Origin of the sequence: Methylobacterium sp. 4-46 (assembly GCF_000019365.1) — a bacterium.
Taxonomy (GTDB): domain Bacteria; phylum Pseudomonadota; class Alphaproteobacteria; order Rhizobiales; family Beijerinckiaceae; genus Methylobacterium.
In genome coordinates, this window is sequence record NC_010511.1 from 6,536,996 (window position 1) to 6,556,312 (window position 19,317).

A 19,317-nucleotide genomic window follows, 5' to 3' on the forward strand; every position below is an offset into this window, starting at 1 on the left:
CGGCTCGCCCCGCGACCGAGCCCCCGCTCGAGTCCGCCGCTACTGCGACCGGCGGCTGAAGGAGACGGCGTAGGCCTGCACCCGCGCGTCGATCAGCGGGTCGTCCGAGACCTCGATCCCGTCCGGCAGGGCGTTCGGCATGAAGAGCAGCGCCTTCTGGGCCTCCTCGCTGTTCGCGACCGCCTTCGTGAGGGTGAGCGTGCCCATCTCGACGAGGCGCCGGTCCTCCGGCCAGGGCCGCGTCGCGTCCCGGGTGGAATCGCCCTCGCTCGCGAGCTGGGCGAGGACGCGGAACTCCACCGGCCCCTGGGCGAGGCGCGCGGGCAGTTCGCGCATCAGGAAGTCGGGGTCGCGCTTGGCGGCCTCGGCCGCCTCCAGGTACGCGGTGCCGGCGACCGGGACGAAGCGGTAGCGGAAGGGCGTGCGCTTGCCGGCCGCGTCCACGAACACGAAGGCGTTGACCCCGTTATAGACCTGCCCGGCGAGGCTCGTCGGCGTGCCGATCACCGCGCCGGCCCGGCCCGCCGCCGGGTGGCTGGCGACGAAGGTCTCCACCGGCGTCGGGTGCGGCGCGCCGGGGCCGCTCGCCGCCGCGGCCTTCAGGAGCTGCAGGAACTCCTCGGGCGTCGCCACGGGGAAGAACTTCAGCGAGTTCACCACCACGTCCATCTCGCCGCCCTCCGCGAGGGCGAATTTCAGCGCCATCCCGTGCGGCTTGGCATTCGCGTCCCCGTCCGGGATGGTGGGCAGCCCGGTCGCGTCGGAGAAGCGCGCCCGCACGGGCACCGCCGGCCCCCGGAACGGCGAGGCCTTGCTCAGCGCGGCGGCCTCCCGGCTCGGCGTGAAGGAGCCCTCCACCACGACGCCCTTGGCGTGGTTGGCGCGGAAGCCCGCGTGCTTGCCCCAGAGCGTGTTCATCACGTCGACGAGCTGCTCGGGCACCGGGGCCTCCTCGGCCCGCGCGCGAAGCGGCCCCGCGATCGCCAGCCCGAGCCCCGCGGCCAGGACGGCGCCGATCTTGGCGTAACCCATCGAAATCTCCGGTTGCAGCCGCCTTCCGATACGATCGGGCGGACCATCGCCCGGACGGAAGGTCCGGCGCAAGACGGGTTGCGCTCAACTGGCCGTGGGGCGGCCGTCCCGCGCCGGCGGGGGAGGGACCCCGGCGGGCCGCGCGCCGCGATCGGTCCGGCTCAGACCCCATCCGCTTGATCCCCGGGATGGCGGATCTGGGCTTCGCTCACGCGCCGCGCGGGCGCGTGATCCGGGATCCGCTTCACTCCTCCCGCTTCACCGCCGCCCAGGCCTCCTCCATCGCGGCGAGGCCCGCCTCCGGCAGGTCCTGCCCGCGGGCGCGCAGGCGGGCCTCCATCGCCTCGAAGCGGCGCCGGAACTTGCGGTTGGCGCGCCGCAGCGCCTCCTCCGGGTCGATTCCGGCGTGCCGGGCGAGGTTGGCGACCGAGAACAGGAGGTCGCCGATCTCCTCGGCCAGGGCCTCGCCGTCGCCCGCCGCCAGGGCCTCGGCCACTTCCTCCGTCTCCTCCCTGACCTTGTCCACGACCTCGGCGGCGTCCGGCCAGTCGAAGCCGACCGCGGCGGCCTTGGCCGAGATCTTCTCCGCCCGGGTCAGGGCCGGGAGCGCGAGCGGCACGCCGCCGAGCGTGCCCTCGGGGCGGCCCCTGCGCGCGCGCTCGGCCGCCTTGATCGCCGCCCACTGGGCGCTGACCGCCTCGGGGTCGAGGTCGCGCGCCTCGCCGAAGATGTGGGGGTGGCGCCGCACCATCTTGTCGGCGATGGCGGTCGCCACGTCGGCGAACGCGAAGGCCCCGGCCTCCTCCGCCAGCCGCGCCTGGAACACGACCTGGAACAGCAGGTCGCCGAGTTCGTCGCGCAGGTCGTCGAGGTCGCCCCGGTCGACCGCGTCGGCCACCTCGTAGGCCTCCTCGATCGTGTAGGGCACGATCGAGGCGAAGTCCTGCCGCAGGTCCCAGGGACAGCCGGTCTCCCTGTCGCGCAGGCGGGCCATGATGGCGAGGAGCCGCTCGATCGGGGTGGTGCTCATGCGGGGTCTCGCCGGCCGACGCGCCGTCCCGGCGGCGCCCCGTGCTCATAAGCCGGCCCGCGCCGATGGTGAAGGAAGCCGGCAACGCCGCACTCACCCTCGATCGTAATATTCCATTTATTCCTTTCGAAGCGGCGGCCGCGGGGGCGGGGGGCGAAGCCATCCCGCTCCCGCATGCCTTCGTTCTGCAAAACGAACCCCGGATCGGCCCCTATACGAGACCCTATCGGGTATGGATTTCAGAGAGTCAGTTCTGTGGATTATATGGAGAGGCGGATCTCTCAACCGGGCCAAGGGGTTGGGCCGGGATCCGGCATCCGACTCTGCGCATTCCCGCATGGAACTCTGCGCGGCCGCGCATCGGATTCTGCGGGGATCGCACGGGGTCGCGCATCGGATTCTGCGCGGCCGCGCATCGGATTCGGCGTCGCCCGCCGCCCAAGCCCCTCGGAATCCCACAGGTTTTCAGACCCCCCGGCGCACAGAACTCTGCGCGGGGGGGCCGCGGCGGATCCGGGGCGTATCGAACTCTGCGCGGGATCGCGGCGCCGTCCACCGCCCGTCCCCGCTCCGCGCCGCGCTCGGCGACAGGGTGCTCCCGGCCCTGTCCCCAGACCGGTCCACACCCGGTCCCCGGCCCCGCCGGTCCCTGGCCGCGCCCCGGCCGCGCCGGCGGCGCCGGCGAGGGCCGCGGGCGCGGGGCGTCGGGCGAGGATGATGGGGCGAGGATGATGGGGACGACTCGCGGGAATCTTGGGATAACTCCGCCGGGCCACGGGATTCCCGGGAGCGGAATCGGCCATGACGGATTTCCGCAGGGTGGTGAGGCCGGATTCCGCGGCGAGGGCGAGCCTCGCCCCGAGGCCCGGTTGGGGAGGCGCAGGCATCGGGCCATGGGCATCGAGGCCAAGATCGAGGCGATCCGCGACGAGGATCTGAGGGCGGAGCTCGAGGCGGCCCGCGGCAGCTTCCTGTTCGCGGTGATCGTCGAGACCATCGCCCACCGGCAGGCCCAGCGCGACGCCGAGCGGGAGGCGGCGGCGCGCGCGGCCGAGGCGCGCGCCGGCATGTCCCGCGACCAGCGCCGCCGGGACGCCGTGCGGGCGGTGATCGAGACCGAGCCCGTCGCCCCCGAGAACATCCAGCACATCCACTCGGTGCTGGCCCTGTGCGGGCTGCCCTACCGCGATCCGGGCGAGACGCGGGAGTTCTTCCGCGAGTACGGCCGCAACACGCTCAGCATCCTGGCCGGGCGGATCAAGAACCCGGCGACCGGCCAGATGGAGCTGCAGGGCCTGCCCTACGGCCCGAAGGCCCGCCTCGTGCTCCTGCACCTCTGCACCGAGGCGGTGCGCCAGCGCAGCCCCACCATCGAGGTCGCCGACAGCCTGTCGGGCTTCATGCGCGAGATGGGCTTCGCGGTGACGGGGGGCGAGCGCGGCACCATCCGGCAGTTCAAGGAGCAGCTCAACCGCCTCGCCGCCTGCACCCTGCAGATCGGCCTCTGGGACGGCCAGTCCCGCTCCTCCACCCTGACCATGCCGCCCTTCCGCAAGCTCGACCTCTGGCGGGGCGAGGGGCAGGCCGCTGCCTGGTCGAAGACCGTGCAGTTCCACCAGGATTTCTACGAGAACCTGGTCAAGCACGCGCTGCCGGTGGACATCCGGGCCGCCCGGGCCTTCGCGGGCTCGGCCCGCAAGCTCGACCTCCTGTTCTGGGTCGGCTACCGGCTGCGCGCCCTGCCGCGGCCCCTGCGCCTGTCCTGGGACACGCTGCACAAGCAGTTCGGGGCCGACAACGCCTCCCTGCGCAGCTTCCGCCAGGCCTTCAAGGCCGACGTCGCCCACCTGCGCGAGGTGTTTCCGAAGCTGCCGATCAGCCTCGACGAGGCCGGCATGCAGCTCCTGCCCGCCGATCCGAGCACGCTCCTGGTGCCGCCCAAGCCCGCCCGGAAGAAGGCCGCCGGCTGAGGCCGGAAGGCGGCGCCGGGGCGGTGCGAGGGCCGCGCCGCCCTGCTCGCATCGAGGCGGCGTGCGCGCTCCGCGCCTCTCGCTGCTCACCCCCGGGATCGCCGGCGTGGCGCGCCCCCGCCTTCCCGCCGCACATCACCCTCACCGGACAAGGGCGCGGTGCCGGACCCGTTCGCGCGCGGCGCTCGCCGCGGATGCGGGTCTTGTGGGCGGCTCTTCCGGCTCCGTGGCGGATCCCGACGGCGATCCCTGGGAACCGGCCTTCGCTCCCCTGGCGCCCCTCGACGCGGGCGGCCCCGTGGCGCTGCCGCGGCGCGGGGCGAGGGAGGATTGCGGAATAATTCCGTAAGCGGAATGGAATGGATCGTTCCAGCCGCTTGCGGAATGTCCCGCGGCGGCGATATTCCTTCCTGAGCGGACGCCTCGCCGGGAGGGCGGACGGAATCGGCTGGGGGCGTGATGGTCCTGTCGGAGGCGGAGGTGCGGGCGCGGCTGGAGGCCCTGCGCCAGCAGCGCGCGGCGCTCGACCGCGCCATCGCCGAGCACGAACTCTACCTCGAACTCGGCCGCCGGCTCGCGGCGGCAGAACCCGCCCCGGCGCAGGCTCCGCCCGCTCCCGCGCCAACCGCCCAAGCGCGCGCCCAAGCGAGCGTCCAAGCGAGCGCCCAAGCGACGCTTCATCCGGCGACGCTTCATCCGGCGGCGCCCGCTTCGCCCCGCTCGGCGGGGCCGCCCGCGGCGGGCGCGCGCGCGGAGGGCCGGCGGGTGATCGAGGCGGCCTTCGCGGTGCTCGCCGCGGCCGGGCGGCCGATGCACGCGGCGGAGATCTGGGAGGCGATCGCCGCGCGCGGTCACACCCTGCCGGGCCACGATCCGGTCGCCGCCCTCAACACCCGCCTGTGGAAGCGCGCCCAGGGCGGCACCGCCCTGCGCCGGCTCGGCGACGGGGTCTACGCCCTCGACGCGCCCGTGAAGGTCAGCGCGGCCCCGTGAAGCGCCGCCAATGCTGCGCGTGCACCGTGCTGATGATGCCGGAGGCCCAGGCGAGGCGGCGGTCGGTCATCAGCGGGGCGTTGTGGCTCTCCAGGTGGTAGGTGCCCCGCCGCGAGCCGCGCAGGATCTTCTTGAGGAAGCGGTTGCCGTCCGGCGTGGCCACCGCCGCGTAGCAGCCCAAGAGCCGCTCCGGGCTCTCCCCGCCCTGCGCGCACAGCACGATGTCGTCCGGCTCGTATTTCGGGTGCATGGAGGCGCCCGCGACCCGGAACGCGATCGTGCCGGGCGGGAGCCAGAACGGCACCGTCACCTCGAACAGGTTGCCGCTCGGGTCCGGCTGCTCGTCCCCCGTGGCGATCAGCCCCCCGGCGCTGATCACGCCGCGCACCCCCACGACCTGGCCGCTCTCCCCCGGGGGCTCGCCCGCCTCGTCGTCGCCGAACAGCAGGCCCTTCGCGGTCACCTGCACGCCGTCCCGGCGGAACCGGGCGGCGTAGCGCTCGGCGTCGTCCTGCCCGATCGTGCGCGTGCCAGCCTCGTGGGCCCGGTAGCTGCTCTCCGGCCAGCCGTTGCGCAGGGCCGCGTCGCGGGCCGAGCGGTAGCCCGCCGCCAGCCGCGCGAGGCGCAGCCGCTCGCCCTGATCGATCCGGAGACGGGCCTCGTCCATCTGTCCACAACCTTGAGAGAGGTATTCGCTACCTAGCGTGTTGATCGCGGTCATTACATCATGTAGTGATCGGTGAGACAAGCGGCCGGCCCGATCGCGCCCGCCGCGCGCTCTTCCGTAACGGCAGGAGAGTACCATGACACGGCGCCGATCCGCGCCGCGCGCGCTTCCGCGCGCGGACCGCGTTCCCGCTGGCGGGAGGCGGCCCCCCGCTGGCGGGAGGCGGCCCTTCGAGGCCGGGGGGCGGGCTTCCGCCGGGCCCGGTTCGCCGCTAAGCCGGCCCGGCGCGGCCCGGTTCCCGGGCGCCGCCGCGGGCCCGCGGCGCGATCCGGTGCGGGCCGAGGGCCGGTCCGGCCCCGCGCAACCCCGCCGAGGACGCCCCCATGAAGGCCGCCCTGATCGTGCTCTGGACCCTCGCGGCGGGCGTGCTCCTGTTCGTGATCGTGCGCCGGCGGATCGACCGCGCCCTGCGGGACCTCGACCGGAACCCTCCCGGGGAGACGCGCGAGGCCGGCCGCGACCCGGAGCCCTGACGGCCGCTTCGGGAACGGTCGCGCGGGCCGCGGGATCCTCCCCGCGGCCGGCCGGGAGGCGCGCGTGAGCCGCGCGTCGCAGAAGCGCCGCCGCGTCTGCCGCCGCCGCCGCGCCGCCCTCGCCCACGACCGGCCGCCCGCCGCCGCGCCGGAGGCGATCCGCCGCCGCCGCCGCCGGCACCGGCCGCCGCGCATCCTGGTCGCGCCGGACCGGGTCTGGCTCGTCGCCCGCACCCGCCCGCGCTGGGCCCCCCGGGTCGTGCGGGACCTCGCGGCCCTGGGCCTGTGCGCCTTCGAGGCCCGCGAGGAGGTCGAGCGGGTCGGCCCGGACGGCGCGCGCCGGCGCGTCGCGGTCCCGCTCCTGCACCGCCTGGTCTTCCTCGGCCTGCGCGACGACGCCGACCTCGCCCGCGCCGAGGCCCATCCGGGCGTGCTCCGGGTGCTGTTCCGCGAGGGCCGCGCCGTGACGATCCCGGCGCCGATCCTGCAGGCCTTCGCGGACGCGCTGGCCGGCCGCGCCGGGGAGGGGGAGGACGAGGCCGTGGAGGCGGTGCTCCTCGCCCTCGGGGACGCGGTGCGGGTGACGCGCGGGCCGCTCGCGGCGCTGCGCGGCACGATCGAGGCGGTCGACCCCGCCCGGCGCCGCTACCGGGTCGCCCTCGGGCTGTTCGGCCGGGCCACCCGCGTCGACCTCGCGGCGGAGGAGGTCGCGCCGGACGAGGGCGCGGCGCCCGGCCCCTGAACCGGGCCGACGGAAAACTCTTTTGCGCAACAAAGTGAGTGAAACTTACCTTGATGAACTCAGAGAATCATGGGATGAAATCTTCGATGGCGGAAGTCTTCGCCATCCCCATCACAACAAGCACGCAGACCGGGCGCAGTCATCGGCATGATCCGAGCGGGGGGGCGGCATCCGCGCACGCGGTTCCGGCCGGCCGCGCAGGCCGATATCGCCCGCGGGAGGACATTTCATGCCCCTCATCGCCAACCCGTCCGCCGCCTTGGCGGCCCCCGACGACCTCCTCGTCCCCGATTCCGACCCCGCCGCGGTCGCGACCGGCCTGATCCCCTTCGAGGTGCTGGGGGAGCCGATCGTTCCGGGCCTCACCCAGGTTCCCCTGGTCCTGCAGGGCATCTTCATCCAGATCACCAACACGTCGGCGGTCGGCAGCGCCACCCTCCAGCTGACCTACCTGCCCACCGTTCCGTTCGTCGTCGCGCCCCCCGGCGGCAAGATCCAGCTCGCCGCGAACCTGATCGGCAGCGACCTCTCGATCAGCAACATCACGCCCGAATTCGCGAATCGGCCGGGCCGGCCGACCTTCGGACGCACGATCCCGCCCGGCGGGACGATCATCGTCGGGGTCGAGTACGTGGCGACCGGGCTCGGCCTGGCGAGCCAGGGCGTGGCCGCGACGGAATCGGCCGCCAACCGGGGCTCGGTCCTGCTCCAGGTGAATGCCGGAACCCCGCTGCTCGTGACGGCTACGATCCGGCAATACTTCGTCAGCCAGACGGGCAATCCCCTCGTGCCGATCGCGGCGGCGGCCTATTCGGTCGCGATCCCGGGCGGCCCGGTCGTGGGCGGCTGAGGGAGGCGACCATGGCGCTCCCGGCGGCCGAACTGATGACACTCGCCGGGATCGCCTACGGGCACCCGGCCGCGATCCCCGCCTACCTGGCGACGAGCCCGGTGACGGGCGGGATCTGGGAGGCGATCTGGATCGCCCGCGACGAGGCGGTGCCGGTGAACTTCGCCTTCCTGGCGCGGGACCGGCGCCCGGGCGGCGGGGTCGCGCTCGCGATCCGCGGCACCTACCCGAACCCTTTCTCGCCCGCCTACTGGGACGATGCGCGCCAGGATTCGCCCTTCGGCCCGATGGCGCGATGGCCCTCCGGCGCGACCGTCGACCCGGGCGACCAGGAGCCGGGGGATCCCTGCATCTCCGGGGGCACCTGGGCGGGCTTCTCGTCCCTGATCGCCCTCACGGACGCGGCCGGCACCAGCCTCGCCCAGGCCCTCGACGGCCTGCCGGCGCAGACCCCGCTCGCCGTGACCGGGCACAGCCTCGGGGGCACGCTCGCCCCCGTGGTGGCGCTCTGGCTCGCGGGCCGGGCGCCGCCGCGCCGGCCGGAGGTCGCGACCTTCGCCGGGATGACGCCGGGCAATTCCGCCTTCGCGGCCCTGTTCGGGCCGGGCACCCTCCTCGAGGGGCGCGTCGCGCGCCTCTACAACACCCTCGACAGCGTGCCCTACGGCTGGGACGACGTGCTGGCGACACGCGACTTCTTCCAGCCGGCGCCGCAGGGCGGCGTGATCCTCGACCTCGCCCTCCACGCGACGGCGTGGCGGCTGCGCGGCTACGATTACGCGGCGATCGGCACGCCGGTCCCGCTCGCCGGGCAGGTGGCGCGCCCCGTCACCGCCTGCACGCCGATCGCCTTCCTGATCGAGACCCTGCACCAGCACCTGCCCGACACCTACCTGGCGCTCCTCGGCGCCCCGCCGCTGCCCTTCCGCATCGGGCTCGGCGCCGTCGTGCTCCCCGGCGACCATCCGGCGGCGGGGGCGCTCGCCGCCCACGCCGTCCCGCCGGTCTTCCTGCCCTGAACCGCGGCGGGGCGGCCGCCCCGCCGGTCGCGCCGCGACGGGGAGGCGGGCCGGCCCGCCGCCGGTGCGGCAGGTGCCCCGGACAGGCGGCGCCATCCCCGGTCCCGAGCGGCGACCACGCGGTCGGCGGCCGCGCTCGACCTCCCCAGCACGGAGACGATCTCCTGCCCGCCAAGGGCCGGCAGGAGTTGGGCCGGCAGGAGTTGGGCCGGCAGGAGTTGGGCCGGCAGGAGTTGGGCCGGGAAGGCCCCGCCCGGCTCCACGGGGCCGAGCGCCGCGTCCCGATCCGCCGCGCCGGCACGGGCCCCGCACCGTGCAGAGCCCGCCGCCGGCCCCACCCCGAAAAAGAACATTTGACGAACAAAACGGGATCATGTACGAAGGTCGCAGGTGTTCCGGGTCCGCCGCCCGCCTTCGAGGCCGTGGCCGCCCGACTGCCCCGCCGATGGATGCTCGTCCGTCGCCCGGGGATGTGTCCCCGGACCCGGCCCACGGCATCACCGAGGCCAAGGGCGGCTCGTGTCCCGCGGCTCGTGTCCCGCGGGTCTTGTCCCGCGGCGCGAGCCGCCCGGAGCCGAATCCCGGATCCCATGACAGACAGAGCGATCGACTGGGCGGCGATCAGGGCCGCGTGGTGCGCCGGCGCCTCCGCCCGCGCCCTGGCGCGGCGCTTCGCCGTCGCGCACAGCAGCATCCTGGTGCGGGCGCGCCGGGAGGGCTGGCCGCGTGGCCAGCCGCGCCCGGCCAAGGCCTTGCCGGATCGGACCCCGCCGGATCGAGCCCCGGCGGACCGCGGCCGCGTGGTCGCGGCCCACCGGACCGTCATCGAGCAGGGCCAGGCCCTGACCCTGCGGCTCCTGGAGGAGGTGCTGGCCGCCTCCGCGCAGATCGATGCCCTCGCGGACGAATCGGAGGGGGACGGCCGGGAGCGCGCCAACTCCCTGGCCAAGCGCAGCACCGCTCTGCGCGACCTCGCCCAGGCGGCCCGCCTCTGGATCGCCCTCGAACGCCAGGCCTGGGGCCTGAAGGACACGGCCGGTGACGAGACGCCGCGACCCGACCTCGACGCCGCCCTCGCGGGCCTCGCGCCCGAGGAGCGCGAGCAGCTCCGCCGCATCGCCGAGAGCGTTTCTCGACGATCCGGCGGCGCTCCTGAGGGCGCTTGACCGGATCGAGGGCGAGGAGAGCCTCGCGGGCTTCGTGCGCCGGGCCTGGCCCGCCGTCGAGCCCGCCACCCCCTACGTGCACGGCTGGCCGATCGAGGCGATCTGCGCGCATCTGGAGGCGGTGACCCGGGGCGAGATCACGCGGCTCCTCATCAACGTGCCCCCGGGCCTGTCGAAGAGCCTCTGCGTCGGCGTGTTCTGGCCGGCCTGGGAATGGGGCCCGAGGAACCGCCCGGGGCTGCGCACCCTCGCCGTCTCGCACCGGCAGGCCCTGGCGGTCCGCGACAACCTGCGCACCCGCCGCCTCGTCACCTCCGGCTGGTACCGGGCCCTCTGGGGCGACCGCGTCCGCCTGCGCCGGGACCAGAACCGCAAGCAGCGCTTCGAGACGACGGCCTGCGGCCTGCGCGAGGCGCTCTCGCCCGGCGCCATCACGGGCGCCCGCGGCGACCGCGTCATCCTGGACGATCCCCTCTCGGCCGAGGACGCCAATTCCGAGCGGCTGCGCGAGGGGATCGGCCGCTGGTTCCTCGAATCCGTGCCGACCCGCCTCACCGATCCGGCCCGCTCCGCCATCGTGGTGGTCATGCAGCGCCTGCACGAGCGCGACCTCTCCGGCCTGATCCTGGCGCGGGACCTCGGCTACGAGCACCTGATGCTGCCGATGGAGTTCGAGCCGGAGCGGCGCTGCACGACTCGGATCGGCTTCTCCGACCCGCGCCGGGAGCAGGGCGAACTGCTCTTCCCCGCCCGCTTCCCGCGCGCGGTGGTGGAGCGCGACAAGGCCGCGATGGGGCCCTATGCCAGCGCCGGCCAGTTCCAGCAGCGGCCGGCCCCGCGCGAGGGCGGCCTGTTCAAGCGCCACTGGTTCGGCCGCCTGCGGGCGCTGCCCGCCGGCTGCCGCCTGGTGCGGGCCTGGGACCTCGCCGCGAGCCTGCCGCGTCCCGGCCGCAGCCCCGCCTTCACCGCGGGGGTGAAGCTCGCCCGGGCGCCGGACGGCCGCTTCGTGGTGGCGGATGTCCGCCGCGACCGGCTCTCGCCGGGCGGGGTGGTCCGCCTGATCCTGGCCACCGCCGCCGAGGACGGGCCGGATTGCCGGATCGCCCTGCCGCAGGATCCCGGCCAGGCCGGCAAGGCCCAGGCCCAGGACCTGATCCGGCAGCTCGCCGGCTACGACGTCCGCGCCAGCCCGGAGAGCGGCGACAAGCTCACCCGCGCCGGCCCGGTCTCGGCGCAGGGCGAGGCCGGCAACCTCCTGCTCCTCGACGGCCCCTGGAACGAGGCCTTCCTGGACGAGGTCGCCGCCTTCCCGAACGGCGCCTTCCTGGACCAGGTCGACGCCCTCTCGCGGGCCTTCTGGACCCTGAACGGGCCGGGCCGCTACGGCATGCTGGGAGTTGTCTGATGTGGCTCGCCGACCGCCTCGTCCACCTGCTCACCGGCCTCGGCGGGCCGCGCGACAAGGGCGCGGGTCACCGCCACCTGCACGTGCCGCGGGGGCGGGCCGAGCTCGACGCCGCCTACCGGGACAATTGGCTCGCCCGCAAGGTCGTGGACATCGTGCCCTTCGACATGCTGCGCGAGTGGCGCGCCTGGCAGGCCGCCCCCGCCGAGGTCGCCGCCATCGAGGCCTCCGAGGCGCGGCTGCGCCTGCGCGAGGGGCTGCTGCGGGCCCTGCGCCTCGCGCGGCTGCACGGGGGCGCGGCGATCCTGATCGGCGACGGCGCCCCGGACCCCGCCCGGCCGCTGCGCCCCGAGACGGTGGGACGCGGGGGCCTGCGCTACCTGCACGTCCTGTCCCGGGACGCGCTCCAGCCCGGGGCGATCGCGCGCGACCCGCTCTCGCCCTGGTTCGGCGAGCCCGACACCTACACCCTCGCCGGCGGGCAGCGGGTGCATCCCTCGCGCATCGTCCGGCTCGTCGGCGCGCCGCTTCCCGCCGACGCGGCCGAGGCCTTCGGCGACAGCGTGCTGCAGGCGCTGCTGGAGGCGATCGACCAGGCGACCGCGGCGGCCGCCCACATCGCCGCCATGCTGCCCGAGGCCAAGCAGGACGTGATCTCGGTCCCGGGCCTGTCGCAGGCCCTCGCCACCGAGGAGGGCACGCGCCGCCTCACCGAGCGCTTCGGCTACGCCGCCGCCATGAAGTCGATGTTCGGCATGCTGCTGCTGGAGGGCGACGGCCGCTCCCCGGAGGGCGAGCGCTACCAGCAGAAGCAGCTCGACTTCGCCGGCCTGCCCGAGGTCGCCCGGCTCTTCCTGCAGATCGCGGCCGGCGCCGCCGACATCCCGGTGACGCGGCTCCTCGGCCAGTCCCCGGCCGGCCTCAACGCCACGGGCGACGCCGACCTGCGCAACTACTACGACCATGTCGCGGCCCGCCAGGCGGTGGAGCTGACCCCCGCCCTGGCCCGCCTCGACGCGCTCCTCCTGCGCGATGCCCTCGGCCGGGACGCGCCGGGAATCTGGTTCACCTGGCGCCCGCTCCTGCGGGATTCCGAGCGCGAGAAGGCCGAGATCGGGCGGATGCGGGCCGAGACCGCCGCGACGCTGGCCCGCGAGGCCCTCGCGCCCCGCGCGGTGCTGGAGGCGGGCGTCGAGGGCTGGCTCGTCAATGCCGACCTCTTCCCGGGCATCGAGGCCGCCTATCGGCGCGGGCAGCCCTGAGCCTCATCCGCCGGAATGGTCCCCGGTTCGGCGGCCATCATGAGGCGGGAACAGGCCGCTGATACGCTGTCCGGAAGATCACGTCCGGCCGGACGATCACGTCCGGACAGCGTATGCCAAGCCCGCGCGGCGCTTGAGCGAAGCCGAAATCCGCATTGCGAAGCAATCCGTCGGATTTCGGATGAGCGGACCTGCCTCGGGCCGGTCTGCCCGGCGGGCGCCGGCGCGCCCGCTCCGCGCACGGCTCTTCGTCTCTGACCATCTCGCGAGATCCCCAGGCGAGATCCTCAGGCTGCGTCCGATCGCGGCCGGTCCGCATCGGACGCAGACATCCACCATCCCACCCCAGAGGGACCCCATGCAGATCTTCGACACGCTGAGCCTCGGCCCCCCGGCCGGGATCGCCGACGCGCGCGCCCTGCGCAGCGGCGCCGTCGTGGTGGAGGGGCGCGCCGCCCGCGCCGGCAACGTCCAGCTCTACCAGGGCGCCGAGCTGGAACGGCCGGATCTCGGCACGGTCCGGGTCTACCGCGACCCCGAGGCCGTCTTCCGGGCGGAGTCGCTCGCGAGCTTCGGCCACAAGCCCGTCACCCTCGGCCATCCGCCCGAGGCGGTCACGCCCCGCACGTGGCGCGCCGTCGCCCGCGGCCATGTCGGCGGCGAGGTGCTGCGCGACGGCGAGTTCGTGCGCATCCCGCTCCTCCTGGCCGATGCCGAGGCCATCGCGGCCGTCGCGGGCGGGCAGCGCGAGATCTCGGTCGGCTACACCTGCGACCTCGACTGGACGCCCGGCACGACGCCGGACGGCGCCCCCTACGACGCCCGCCAGACCAACGTCGTCGTCGACCACGTCGCCATCGTGGCGCAGGGCCGGGCCGGGCCGGAATGCCGCCTCGACGACGCGGCGGCGCTGCGCCGCAGGCTCGCCGAGGCCGAGCGCGAGGTCGCGGCCCTGCGCGCCCCCGGCGCCCTCGACGCCCTCGCGGCGGAGCGCGCCGGCCTCGTCGCCGCCGCCCGCCTTCTTCTCGGGGACGCCTTCGATCCCGCGGGCCTCGACGCCGCGATCCGCCGCGCCGCCGTCGCCGCCCGCCTCGGCGAGGCCGAGGTCGCCGCCGCCTTCCGGGCCCTGGCGGCGACGGCCGCCCCCGCGCCCCCGCCCGACCCGCTGCGCGCGGCCCTGAGCCGGCCCGCCGACGCCCTCGACCCGCGGGCGGCCCACGCCGCCATGATCGCGACCCTCCGCACCGCCTGGCAGCAAGGAAGCCGCTGATGCCCGTCCAGACCGCCTATTCCAGCCGCGCCGCCGCCGCCTACGAGGGCATGCTCGCCTTCGAGGAGCCGAGCCTCACGGTCAGCCGCCTCGTCGAGACACCGGCGGGGATCGGCTTCGGCAAGCCCGCCTTCCAGGGCGCCTGCGACGAGGGCATCGCCGCGCAGGGCGCCACCTTCCGGGGCGTCACCCTGGCGGACCGCAACGTCGCTCCCCGCAACGGCGGCGACCTCTTCGCTCAGGGCGACACCGCCCCGGTGATGATCAGGGGCGCGGTCTGGGTCGTGGTCGCGGGCGCGGTCGCGGCCGGCAACCCGGCCTTCCTCACCCCGGCCGGCGCCTTCACGGCCGCCGCCTCCGGCAACGTCCCGATCCCGAACGCCCTGTTCGATTCCTCCGCCGCCCCCGGCGGGCTCGCGCGCCTGCGCCTCAACTGACGGAGATCCCCGTGACCGCCCTCGTCACCGACGCCCCCCGGGCCCTCGCCTTCCTGGTCAGCCAGCAGGCCTTCATCGAGCCCGGCGTCTATCGCAGCCTCTACCCGGCGATCCGCTATCCCCGGCTGATCCCAGTCGACACCGCGGCCCCCGAATGGGTGCCGACCGTGACCTACTTCTCGTCCGACCGGGTCGGGCAGGCCGCCTGGCTGCACGGGGCGGCGAGCGACGTGCCCCGGGCCGAGGTGCTGCGCCGCCAGAGCGAGACCGCGGTCGCCATGGCCGGGATCGGCTACGGCTACGACCTCGAGGAACTCGGCAAGGCCCAGCTGCTCGGCATGAATCTCGGCAGCGAGAAGGCCGAGGCCGCCCGCCTCGCCTCGGAGGAGTTCATCGACCAGGTCGCCCTGTTCGGCGACGCCGGCAAGGGCTTCTCCGGCCTCCTCAACCACCCCGCCGTCACCACCGGCCTCGCCGCCGCCACCGGGGAGGGCGGCGCCACCGCCTTCGCCCGCAAGACCCCCGAGCAGATCCTCGCCGACGTCAACGGGCAGCTCGTCGGCCTCTTCACCGCCTCCGCCACCGTGGAGATGGCCGACACCCTGCTCCTGCCCTACGAGCAGATGCTCGGCCTCGGCCTGCGCCGCATCGACGCCGTCAACCCGGTCACCATCCTCGACTGGATCCGCCGCCACAACGTCTACACCCTGGAGACTGGCCAGGACCTCACCATCCTGGGCGTGCGCGGCCTGGAGAATGCCGGGGCCGGGGGCTCGGCCCGGATGGTCGCCTATCGGCGCGACCCCACGGTGCTGAAGCTCTGGCTGCCGATGCCGTTCCGGTTCTTCCCGGCCTGGCAGAGCGGCCCCTGGCGCTTCGACGTGCCGGGCGCCTTCCGGCTCGGCGGCCTCGACATCCGCCGCCCCGGCGCCTTCCGCTACCTCGACGGGATCTGACGCCATGGTGCAGGTGACGAACCGCGCCCGCGGCGCCCGGCTGTTCTGGGTGCGCGGCGAGGCCGCGCCCCGCCGCCTCGCGCCCGGCGAGAGCGCCGAGCTCGACCTCCTCGACCGCAACGATCCGCTCCTGCGGGCTTGGGAGGCGGCGGGCGAGATCGAGATCGCCGGGGAGCCGGCCCCGCGCCGGCGCGCCCGGCCCCGGGAGGCCTGAGATGGAGGCGCCCGCACCGGCGGAGTTCAAGGCCCGCTTCCCCGCCTTCGCGGGGCTGCCCGACGAGGCGGTCGCCCCGGCGCTGGCGGAGGCCCGCGCCCGGGTCGATGCCGCCCTCCCGCAGGCCGGCCTCGCCCGGATGCTCTACGCCGCGCACCTCCTCACCCTCGACGGGCATGGCGGCGCCGAGGGGGCCTGGATCCGGGCGGGGCGCCCCCGGCTCCTGCGCAGCGGCACCCTGACGGTCGAGCGCCGCGGCGCCGGCGAGGCCGGACCCGACCCGGCCGGCACCCTCGCGGAGACCTCCTACGGGCGCCGGTTCCGCGACCTCCTGCGCCTGACCAGCCCCGGCATCGCGGTGGTGTGATGGATCGCCCCGACAGCCTCGCGGCCCTCCTCGCCGCCGCCGCCGATCCCCTCTGCCGGGACGGCCTCCTCCACCGGGCCCGGGAGGAGGGCGGCTTCGCGGATGTCCCGGTCCGCTGCCGCGTCGAGGCGCTCGGCGCGGGCGAGGAGGCCCCCGGCCTCCCCGGCCGCCGCATCAGCCTGATGCTGCTCCTCCCCGGCCTCGACCCGCCGCCCACGCCCGAGGACGAGATCACGCTGCCGGAGGGCCGCTGGCGGATCACCGCCGTGGAGCGGGACCCTGCCGGCAGCCACCTCCTCCTGCAGGGGAGGCCGGCCTGATGGACGCGACCCGCCTGCGGGCCCGCCTCGACGCGGTGAGGCGGCGGGACCGCGCACGGGTTCGGGCCCGCCTCGACGCCGCCGGCCGGGCGATCCTGGCCGGGCTGCCGCCCGGCCTCGCCGGCAGCCCGGCCCCGACCCCGGCCGGCCTCGCCCTCACCGTCGCGGGGCCCGGCCTCGCCGCCCGCGAGTTCGGCACCGCCGCCCGGCCCGCCCGGCCCGTGCTCGGGCCCCTCATCGACTGCCTGCGGGCGGACCCGCCGCCCGGCAAGCCCCCCGACCCGGAGCCCTGACATGGCGAGCCTCGACCTCGGCGAACCCCTCGGCCAGGCCGTGATGGCGCGGCTCGCCGCCGATCCGGCCCTCTGCGCCCTCGTGCAGGGCCGCGTGCGCGACTACGTGCGGGCGGGCGAGGACTGGCCCTTCCTGCGCCTCGACCCCGTCGAGACCCGCCCCTACGAGGCCGAGGGCTGGGTCGGCTGCACCTGCCGCATCACGCTGCACGCCTTCGCCCGCGGCGAGCGCGGCACAAGCGCCATCCAGCGCCTCGCCGCCGCGGCCGCGGCCGCCCTCGACGAGGCCGATCTGCGCCTGTCCCGCGGCCGGCTCCTCTGGATCGCCCACGAGCGCAGCCTGTACGTGCCCGAGCCCCAGGGGCCCGCCTCCTGGCACGCGGTGCTGCGCTTCTCCGCCGTCGCCGCCGCCTGACCCCCGGGGCGCCGCCCCGGACCCGCCGGGGACGCGGTCCCCGGACCCCCCACGAGGAATCCCGCCATGACCGAAGCCGCCACGCTGCCCTTCTCGGGCGTCTCCGTGAAGCTCGAGAGCCCCGACCGGGCCGGTACCTTCGAGGCGCCGGTCGGGCTCACCGAGCGCTCCGTCTCCTTCAGCAAGGAGACCAACAGCGTCGCCATCCCGGACGCAGTCAACGAGGACGCCGCCCCGTTCGTCGCCCGCGACGTGGTCTCGAAATCCGTGACCATCTCGGGCAAGGGCGTGATGGCCCGCCAGAGCCTCGGCCGCTGGCGCGCCGCCTTCGAGGCGGACGGCCCCGTGCGGACCCGCGTGGACGTCGCCGGGGACGGGACCGGAGGCGCCGGCACCGGCGCCGGAGGCGCCGGCCACTGGGAGGGGCTGTTCCACCTCACGAGCTTCGAGGTCGGGGCGATCCGCGGCGAGCGCTGCACCGTCACGGTCGCCCTGCAGTCGAGCGGCCCGGTGCCGTTCACGGCCGCGCCCTGACGGATCCGATGAGCCGCGACGGCCATGTCGACCTCGCCCTCGGCGGCGCGGTCCGGCGCTTCCGCCTCGCGATCGGCGACCTGGAAGCCCTCCAGGAGGCGACCGGCCTCGGCCCCGCCGACCTCCTGCACCGGCTCCGGACCGGGCGGCCCTACCGCTTCCGGGACGTGGCCGAGACCCTGCGCGTCGCCCTGGTCGGCGGCGGCCTCGGCGTCGGCGAGGCCCACGCCCTCGCGGCGGGCCTCGACGGCCTGCCCTGCCTCACCGTCATCGCGGCGGCGACGCTCGCCCTCGCGGCGGGCCTCGACGGCGCCGAGGACGAGGAGGTCGGGCGCTGGACCCGGCCCTCGCCGGCCCGCCCGGACGGGCGCATGGCCTTCGCGCCCTTCTACGAGGCCGCCGCCGCCCTCGGCCTCGCCGTCGCCGACCTGCGGGCGATGAGCCTCTGGCAATTCGCCGCCTACCTGGACGGCTTCAACCGGGCCCACGGCCCCGACGGGCCCGAGCCGATGAGCGCCGCCGAAGAGGACCGGCTCTGGGCCTGGATCCGGGCCGAGACCGCGGGAGCCCCGCATGCCGACCGAGCTTGACCGCCTCGTCGTCTCCCTGGAGGCGAATCTCGACGCCTACGAGCGCGCCCTCGACCGGGCCGCGCCCCTGGCCGAGCGCGCCCTCGGCCAGGCCGAGCGGGCCGTCGCGGCGAGCGCCGCCCGGATGCAGGCCGCCATGGCGCGGGCCGGGGAGGGGGTGCGCGGCGAGATCGTCCGGATGGTGGCGCAGGCCCCCGCCGCGGCGTCCGCCGTCCCCGCCGCCCAGGCCCCCCGCCCTGCCGGCGGCGCGGCCGCGCCGCCGGCCTCCTCCGTATCCGGCGCGCCGCCGCAAGCCGCGCCGCCGACCGGCGCCCGCGCCCCCGCCCGGAGGATGTCCGGCGCCGAACCCGGGCCGACCCGCGCCGGGGAGGCCGAGGAGCCGGCACCCGCGCGCGCCCTCCCGCCCGCCCTCCCGGTCCCGGCACCCGCCGGGGCCCCCGCGCCCGCGGCCGCGGCGCCCGCGTTCCAGGGCGCCGCCCCGGCATCCCCGCCCGCGGCGCGCCCCGGGACATCCGCGGCCCCCGACGGCGACGCCTTCCGCTCCGAGGTCGCCCGCCTCACCAAGCGGACCGGGCTCCTGCGCGTCGAGGCCGAGACGCTCGGCCTGTCCGAGGGCGCCGCCGCCCGGGCCGAGGCCGCCTTCCGCCTCCTCGACGCGGCCAAGAAGGCGGATCTCGCCGTCACCCCCGCCCTCACGGCCGAGGTTGAGAAGGTCGCGGCGGCCTACGGCGCGGCGACCCAGCAGGTCGAGGACGCCGAGCGGGCGCAGCGCGCCTTCCAGCAGGCCTCGCGGGATTTCGGCTCCGCCCTCTCGGGGGCGCTGAAGGGCGCGATCCTCGACGGCGAGCGGCTCAACGCGGTGCTCTCCCGCTTCGCCATCACGCTCGCCGCCCGGAGCATCGACCGCACCGTCGAGGGCTTCCTCGCCAGGGGCGGGGCGGGCGGCGACCTGCTGGGGGAGGCCGCCAAGGGCCTCGGCCTCGACCTCAACCCGACCGGCCGCGCCGAGGGCGGGCCGGTGGTGCCGGGCGTGGCCTACACGGTGGGCGAGCGCGGCCGCGAGACCTTCGTGCCGCTCCAGCCCGGCCGCATCGTCCCGGCGGCCCGCGGCCCGGCCGCGGCGCCCGCGCCCGCCCCGATCCAGGTGAGCGTGGTGGTGCAGACGCCCGACGCGCCGAGCTTCGCGCGCGCCGAGGCGCAGGTCACCGCCGCCCTGGCGCGCGCCGTCCAGCGCGGGTTGCGGGGGCAGTGA

General features: G+C 76.0%; 23 protein-coding genes. 20 read left to right on the top strand and 3 right to left on the bottom strand.

The genetic code is table 11. The features are described 5' to 3' along the window. Positions 1-39: 39 nt before the first annotated feature. Both M446_RS28725 and mazG read right to left on the bottom strand, forming a co-directional pair. The gene (locus M446_RS28725; RefSeq protein ID WP_012335604.1) at positions 40-1,032 is read right to left on the bottom strand and encodes a catalase family peroxidase; all 993 of its coding nucleotides are present in this window, start codon (positions 1,030-1,032) and stop codon (positions 40-42) included. A 244-nt stretch (positions 1,033-1,276) separates the two neighbouring features. Continuing rightward, positions 1,277-2,062: a nucleoside triphosphate pyrophosphohydrolase gene (gene mazG, locus M446_RS28730; protein ID WP_012335605.1), complete on the bottom strand. Its 786-nt coding sequence runs from the start codon at positions 2,060-2,062 to the stop codon at positions 1,277-1,279. An 893-nt stretch (positions 2,063-2,955) separates the two neighbouring features. On the opposite strand from mazG, the gene M446_RS28735 reads away from it, so the two are divergent. After that, a complete protein-coding gene (locus M446_RS28735; RefSeq protein ID WP_012335606.1) occupies positions 2,956-4,032 on the top strand; it encodes a replication protein RepA in 1,077 nt (358 codons plus the stop codon). 459 nt (positions 4,033-4,491) lie between these two features. Then, positions 4,492-5,025 carry an HTH domain-containing protein gene (locus M446_RS28740; RefSeq protein ID WP_012335607.1) on the top strand — a complete coding sequence of 178 codons (534 nt, stop codon included), beginning with the start codon at positions 4,492-4,494 and terminating at the stop codon, positions 5,023-5,025. On the opposite strand, the gene M446_RS28745 is transcribed toward M446_RS28740, so the two are convergent. After that, entirely contained in the window at positions 5,009-5,692 is a 684-nt protein-coding gene (locus M446_RS28745; RefSeq protein WP_012335608.1) for a helix-turn-helix transcriptional regulator, read from the bottom strand. The genes M446_RS28740 and M446_RS28745 overlap by 17 nt on opposite strands. Before the next feature lie 383 nt (positions 5,693-6,075). Between M446_RS28745 and M446_RS38385 the strand changes: the two genes are divergently transcribed. The 18 genes from M446_RS38385 (at position 6,076) to M446_RS28830 (ending at position 19,317) form a co-directional block, all read left to right on the top strand. After that, a complete protein-coding gene (locus M446_RS38385; RefSeq protein ID WP_012335609.1) occupies positions 6,076-6,225 on the top strand; it encodes a hypothetical protein in 150 nt (49 codons plus the stop codon). Positions 6,226-6,289: 64 nt separating this feature from the next. Then, positions 6,290-6,967 (top strand): transcription termination/antitermination protein NusG, encoded by a 678-nt coding sequence (nusG, locus tag M446_RS28750; protein WP_012335610.1) that lies wholly within the window; start codon positions 6,290-6,292, stop codon positions 6,965-6,967. A 229-nt stretch (positions 6,968-7,196) separates the two neighbouring features. After that, positions 7,197-7,817 carry a hypothetical protein gene (locus M446_RS28755; RefSeq protein ID WP_012335611.1) on the top strand — a complete coding sequence of 207 codons (621 nt, stop codon included), beginning with the start codon at positions 7,197-7,199 and terminating at the stop codon, positions 7,815-7,817. 11 nt (positions 7,818-7,828) lie between these two features. Beyond that, on the top strand, positions 7,829-8,836 hold the full coding sequence (locus M446_RS28760; RefSeq protein ID WP_012335612.1) for a lipase family protein: 1,008 nt from the start codon (positions 7,829-7,831) through the stop codon (positions 8,834-8,836). A gap of 590 nt (positions 8,837-9,426) precedes the next feature. Continuing rightward, positions 9,427-10,002 carry a hypothetical protein gene (locus M446_RS39800; RefSeq protein WP_012335613.1) on the top strand — a complete coding sequence of 192 codons (576 nt, stop codon included), beginning with the start codon at positions 9,427-9,429 and terminating at the stop codon, positions 10,000-10,002. A gap of 34 nt (positions 10,003-10,036) precedes the next feature. After that, entirely contained in the window at positions 10,037-11,407 is a 1,371-nt protein-coding gene (terL, locus tag M446_RS28770) for a phage terminase large subunit (protein WP_012335614.1), read from the top strand. Further along, on the top strand, positions 11,407-12,669 hold the full coding sequence (locus M446_RS28775) for a DUF1073 domain-containing protein (RefSeq protein ID WP_012335615.1): 1,263 nt from the start codon (positions 11,407-11,409) through the stop codon (positions 12,667-12,669). Before terL ends, M446_RS28775 begins: the two co-directional genes overlap by 1 nt. 358 nt (positions 12,670-13,027) lie before the next feature. Then, positions 13,028-13,939, top strand: a complete 912-nt coding sequence (locus M446_RS28780) for a DUF2213 domain-containing protein (protein WP_012335616.1) — start codon at positions 13,028-13,030, stop codon at positions 13,937-13,939. Beyond that, on the top strand, positions 13,939-14,376 hold the full coding sequence (locus tag M446_RS28785) for a DUF2190 family protein (RefSeq protein WP_012335617.1): 438 nt from the start codon (positions 13,939-13,941) through the stop codon (positions 14,374-14,376). The genes M446_RS28780 and M446_RS28785 overlap by 1 nt, the downstream gene beginning before the upstream one ends. Positions 14,377-14,387: 11 nt before the next feature. Continuing rightward, on the top strand, positions 14,388-15,332 hold the full coding sequence (locus tag M446_RS28790; RefSeq protein WP_012335618.1) for a DUF2184 domain-containing protein: 945 nt from the start codon (positions 14,388-14,390) through the stop codon (positions 15,330-15,332). Positions 15,333-15,336: 4 nt separating this feature from the next. Beyond that, the gene (locus M446_RS28795) at positions 15,337-15,546 is read left to right on the top strand and encodes a hypothetical protein (RefSeq protein ID WP_012335619.1); all 210 of its coding nucleotides are present in this window, start codon (positions 15,337-15,339) and stop codon (positions 15,544-15,546) included. A gap of 1 nt (position 15,547) precedes the next feature. Beyond that, on the top strand, positions 15,548-15,913 hold the full coding sequence (locus M446_RS28800) for a DUF4054 domain-containing protein (protein WP_012335620.1): 366 nt from the start codon (positions 15,548-15,550) through the stop codon (positions 15,911-15,913). Continuing rightward, the gene (locus M446_RS28805; protein WP_012335621.1) at positions 15,913-16,233 is read left to right on the top strand and encodes a hypothetical protein; all 321 of its coding nucleotides are present in this window, start codon (positions 15,913-15,915) and stop codon (positions 16,231-16,233) included. The genes M446_RS28800 and M446_RS28805 overlap by 1 nt, the downstream gene beginning before the upstream one ends. Next, positions 16,233-16,526 carry a hypothetical protein gene (locus M446_RS28810; protein ID WP_012335622.1) on the top strand — a complete coding sequence of 98 codons (294 nt, stop codon included), beginning with the start codon at positions 16,233-16,235 and terminating at the stop codon, positions 16,524-16,526. The genes M446_RS28805 and M446_RS28810 overlap by 1 nt, the downstream gene beginning before the upstream one ends. 1 nt (position 16,527) lies before the next feature. Further along, positions 16,528-16,941, top strand: a complete 414-nt coding sequence (locus M446_RS28815; protein WP_012335623.1) for a DUF3168 domain-containing protein — start codon at positions 16,528-16,530, stop codon at positions 16,939-16,941. Positions 16,942-17,007: 66 nt separating this feature from the next. Beyond that, the gene (locus M446_RS28820) at positions 17,008-17,475 is read left to right on the top strand and encodes a phage tail tube protein (protein ID WP_012335624.1); all 468 of its coding nucleotides are present in this window, start codon (positions 17,008-17,010) and stop codon (positions 17,473-17,475) included. Positions 17,476-17,483: 8 nt separating this feature from the next. Then, a complete protein-coding gene (locus M446_RS28825; protein ID WP_012335625.1) occupies positions 17,484-18,065 on the top strand; it encodes a gene transfer agent family protein in 582 nt (193 codons plus the stop codon). After that, positions 18,049-19,317, top strand: a complete 1,269-nt coding sequence (locus M446_RS28830) for a hypothetical protein (protein WP_012335626.1) — start codon at positions 18,049-18,051, stop codon at positions 19,315-19,317. The genes M446_RS28825 and M446_RS28830 overlap by 17 nt, the downstream gene beginning before the upstream one ends.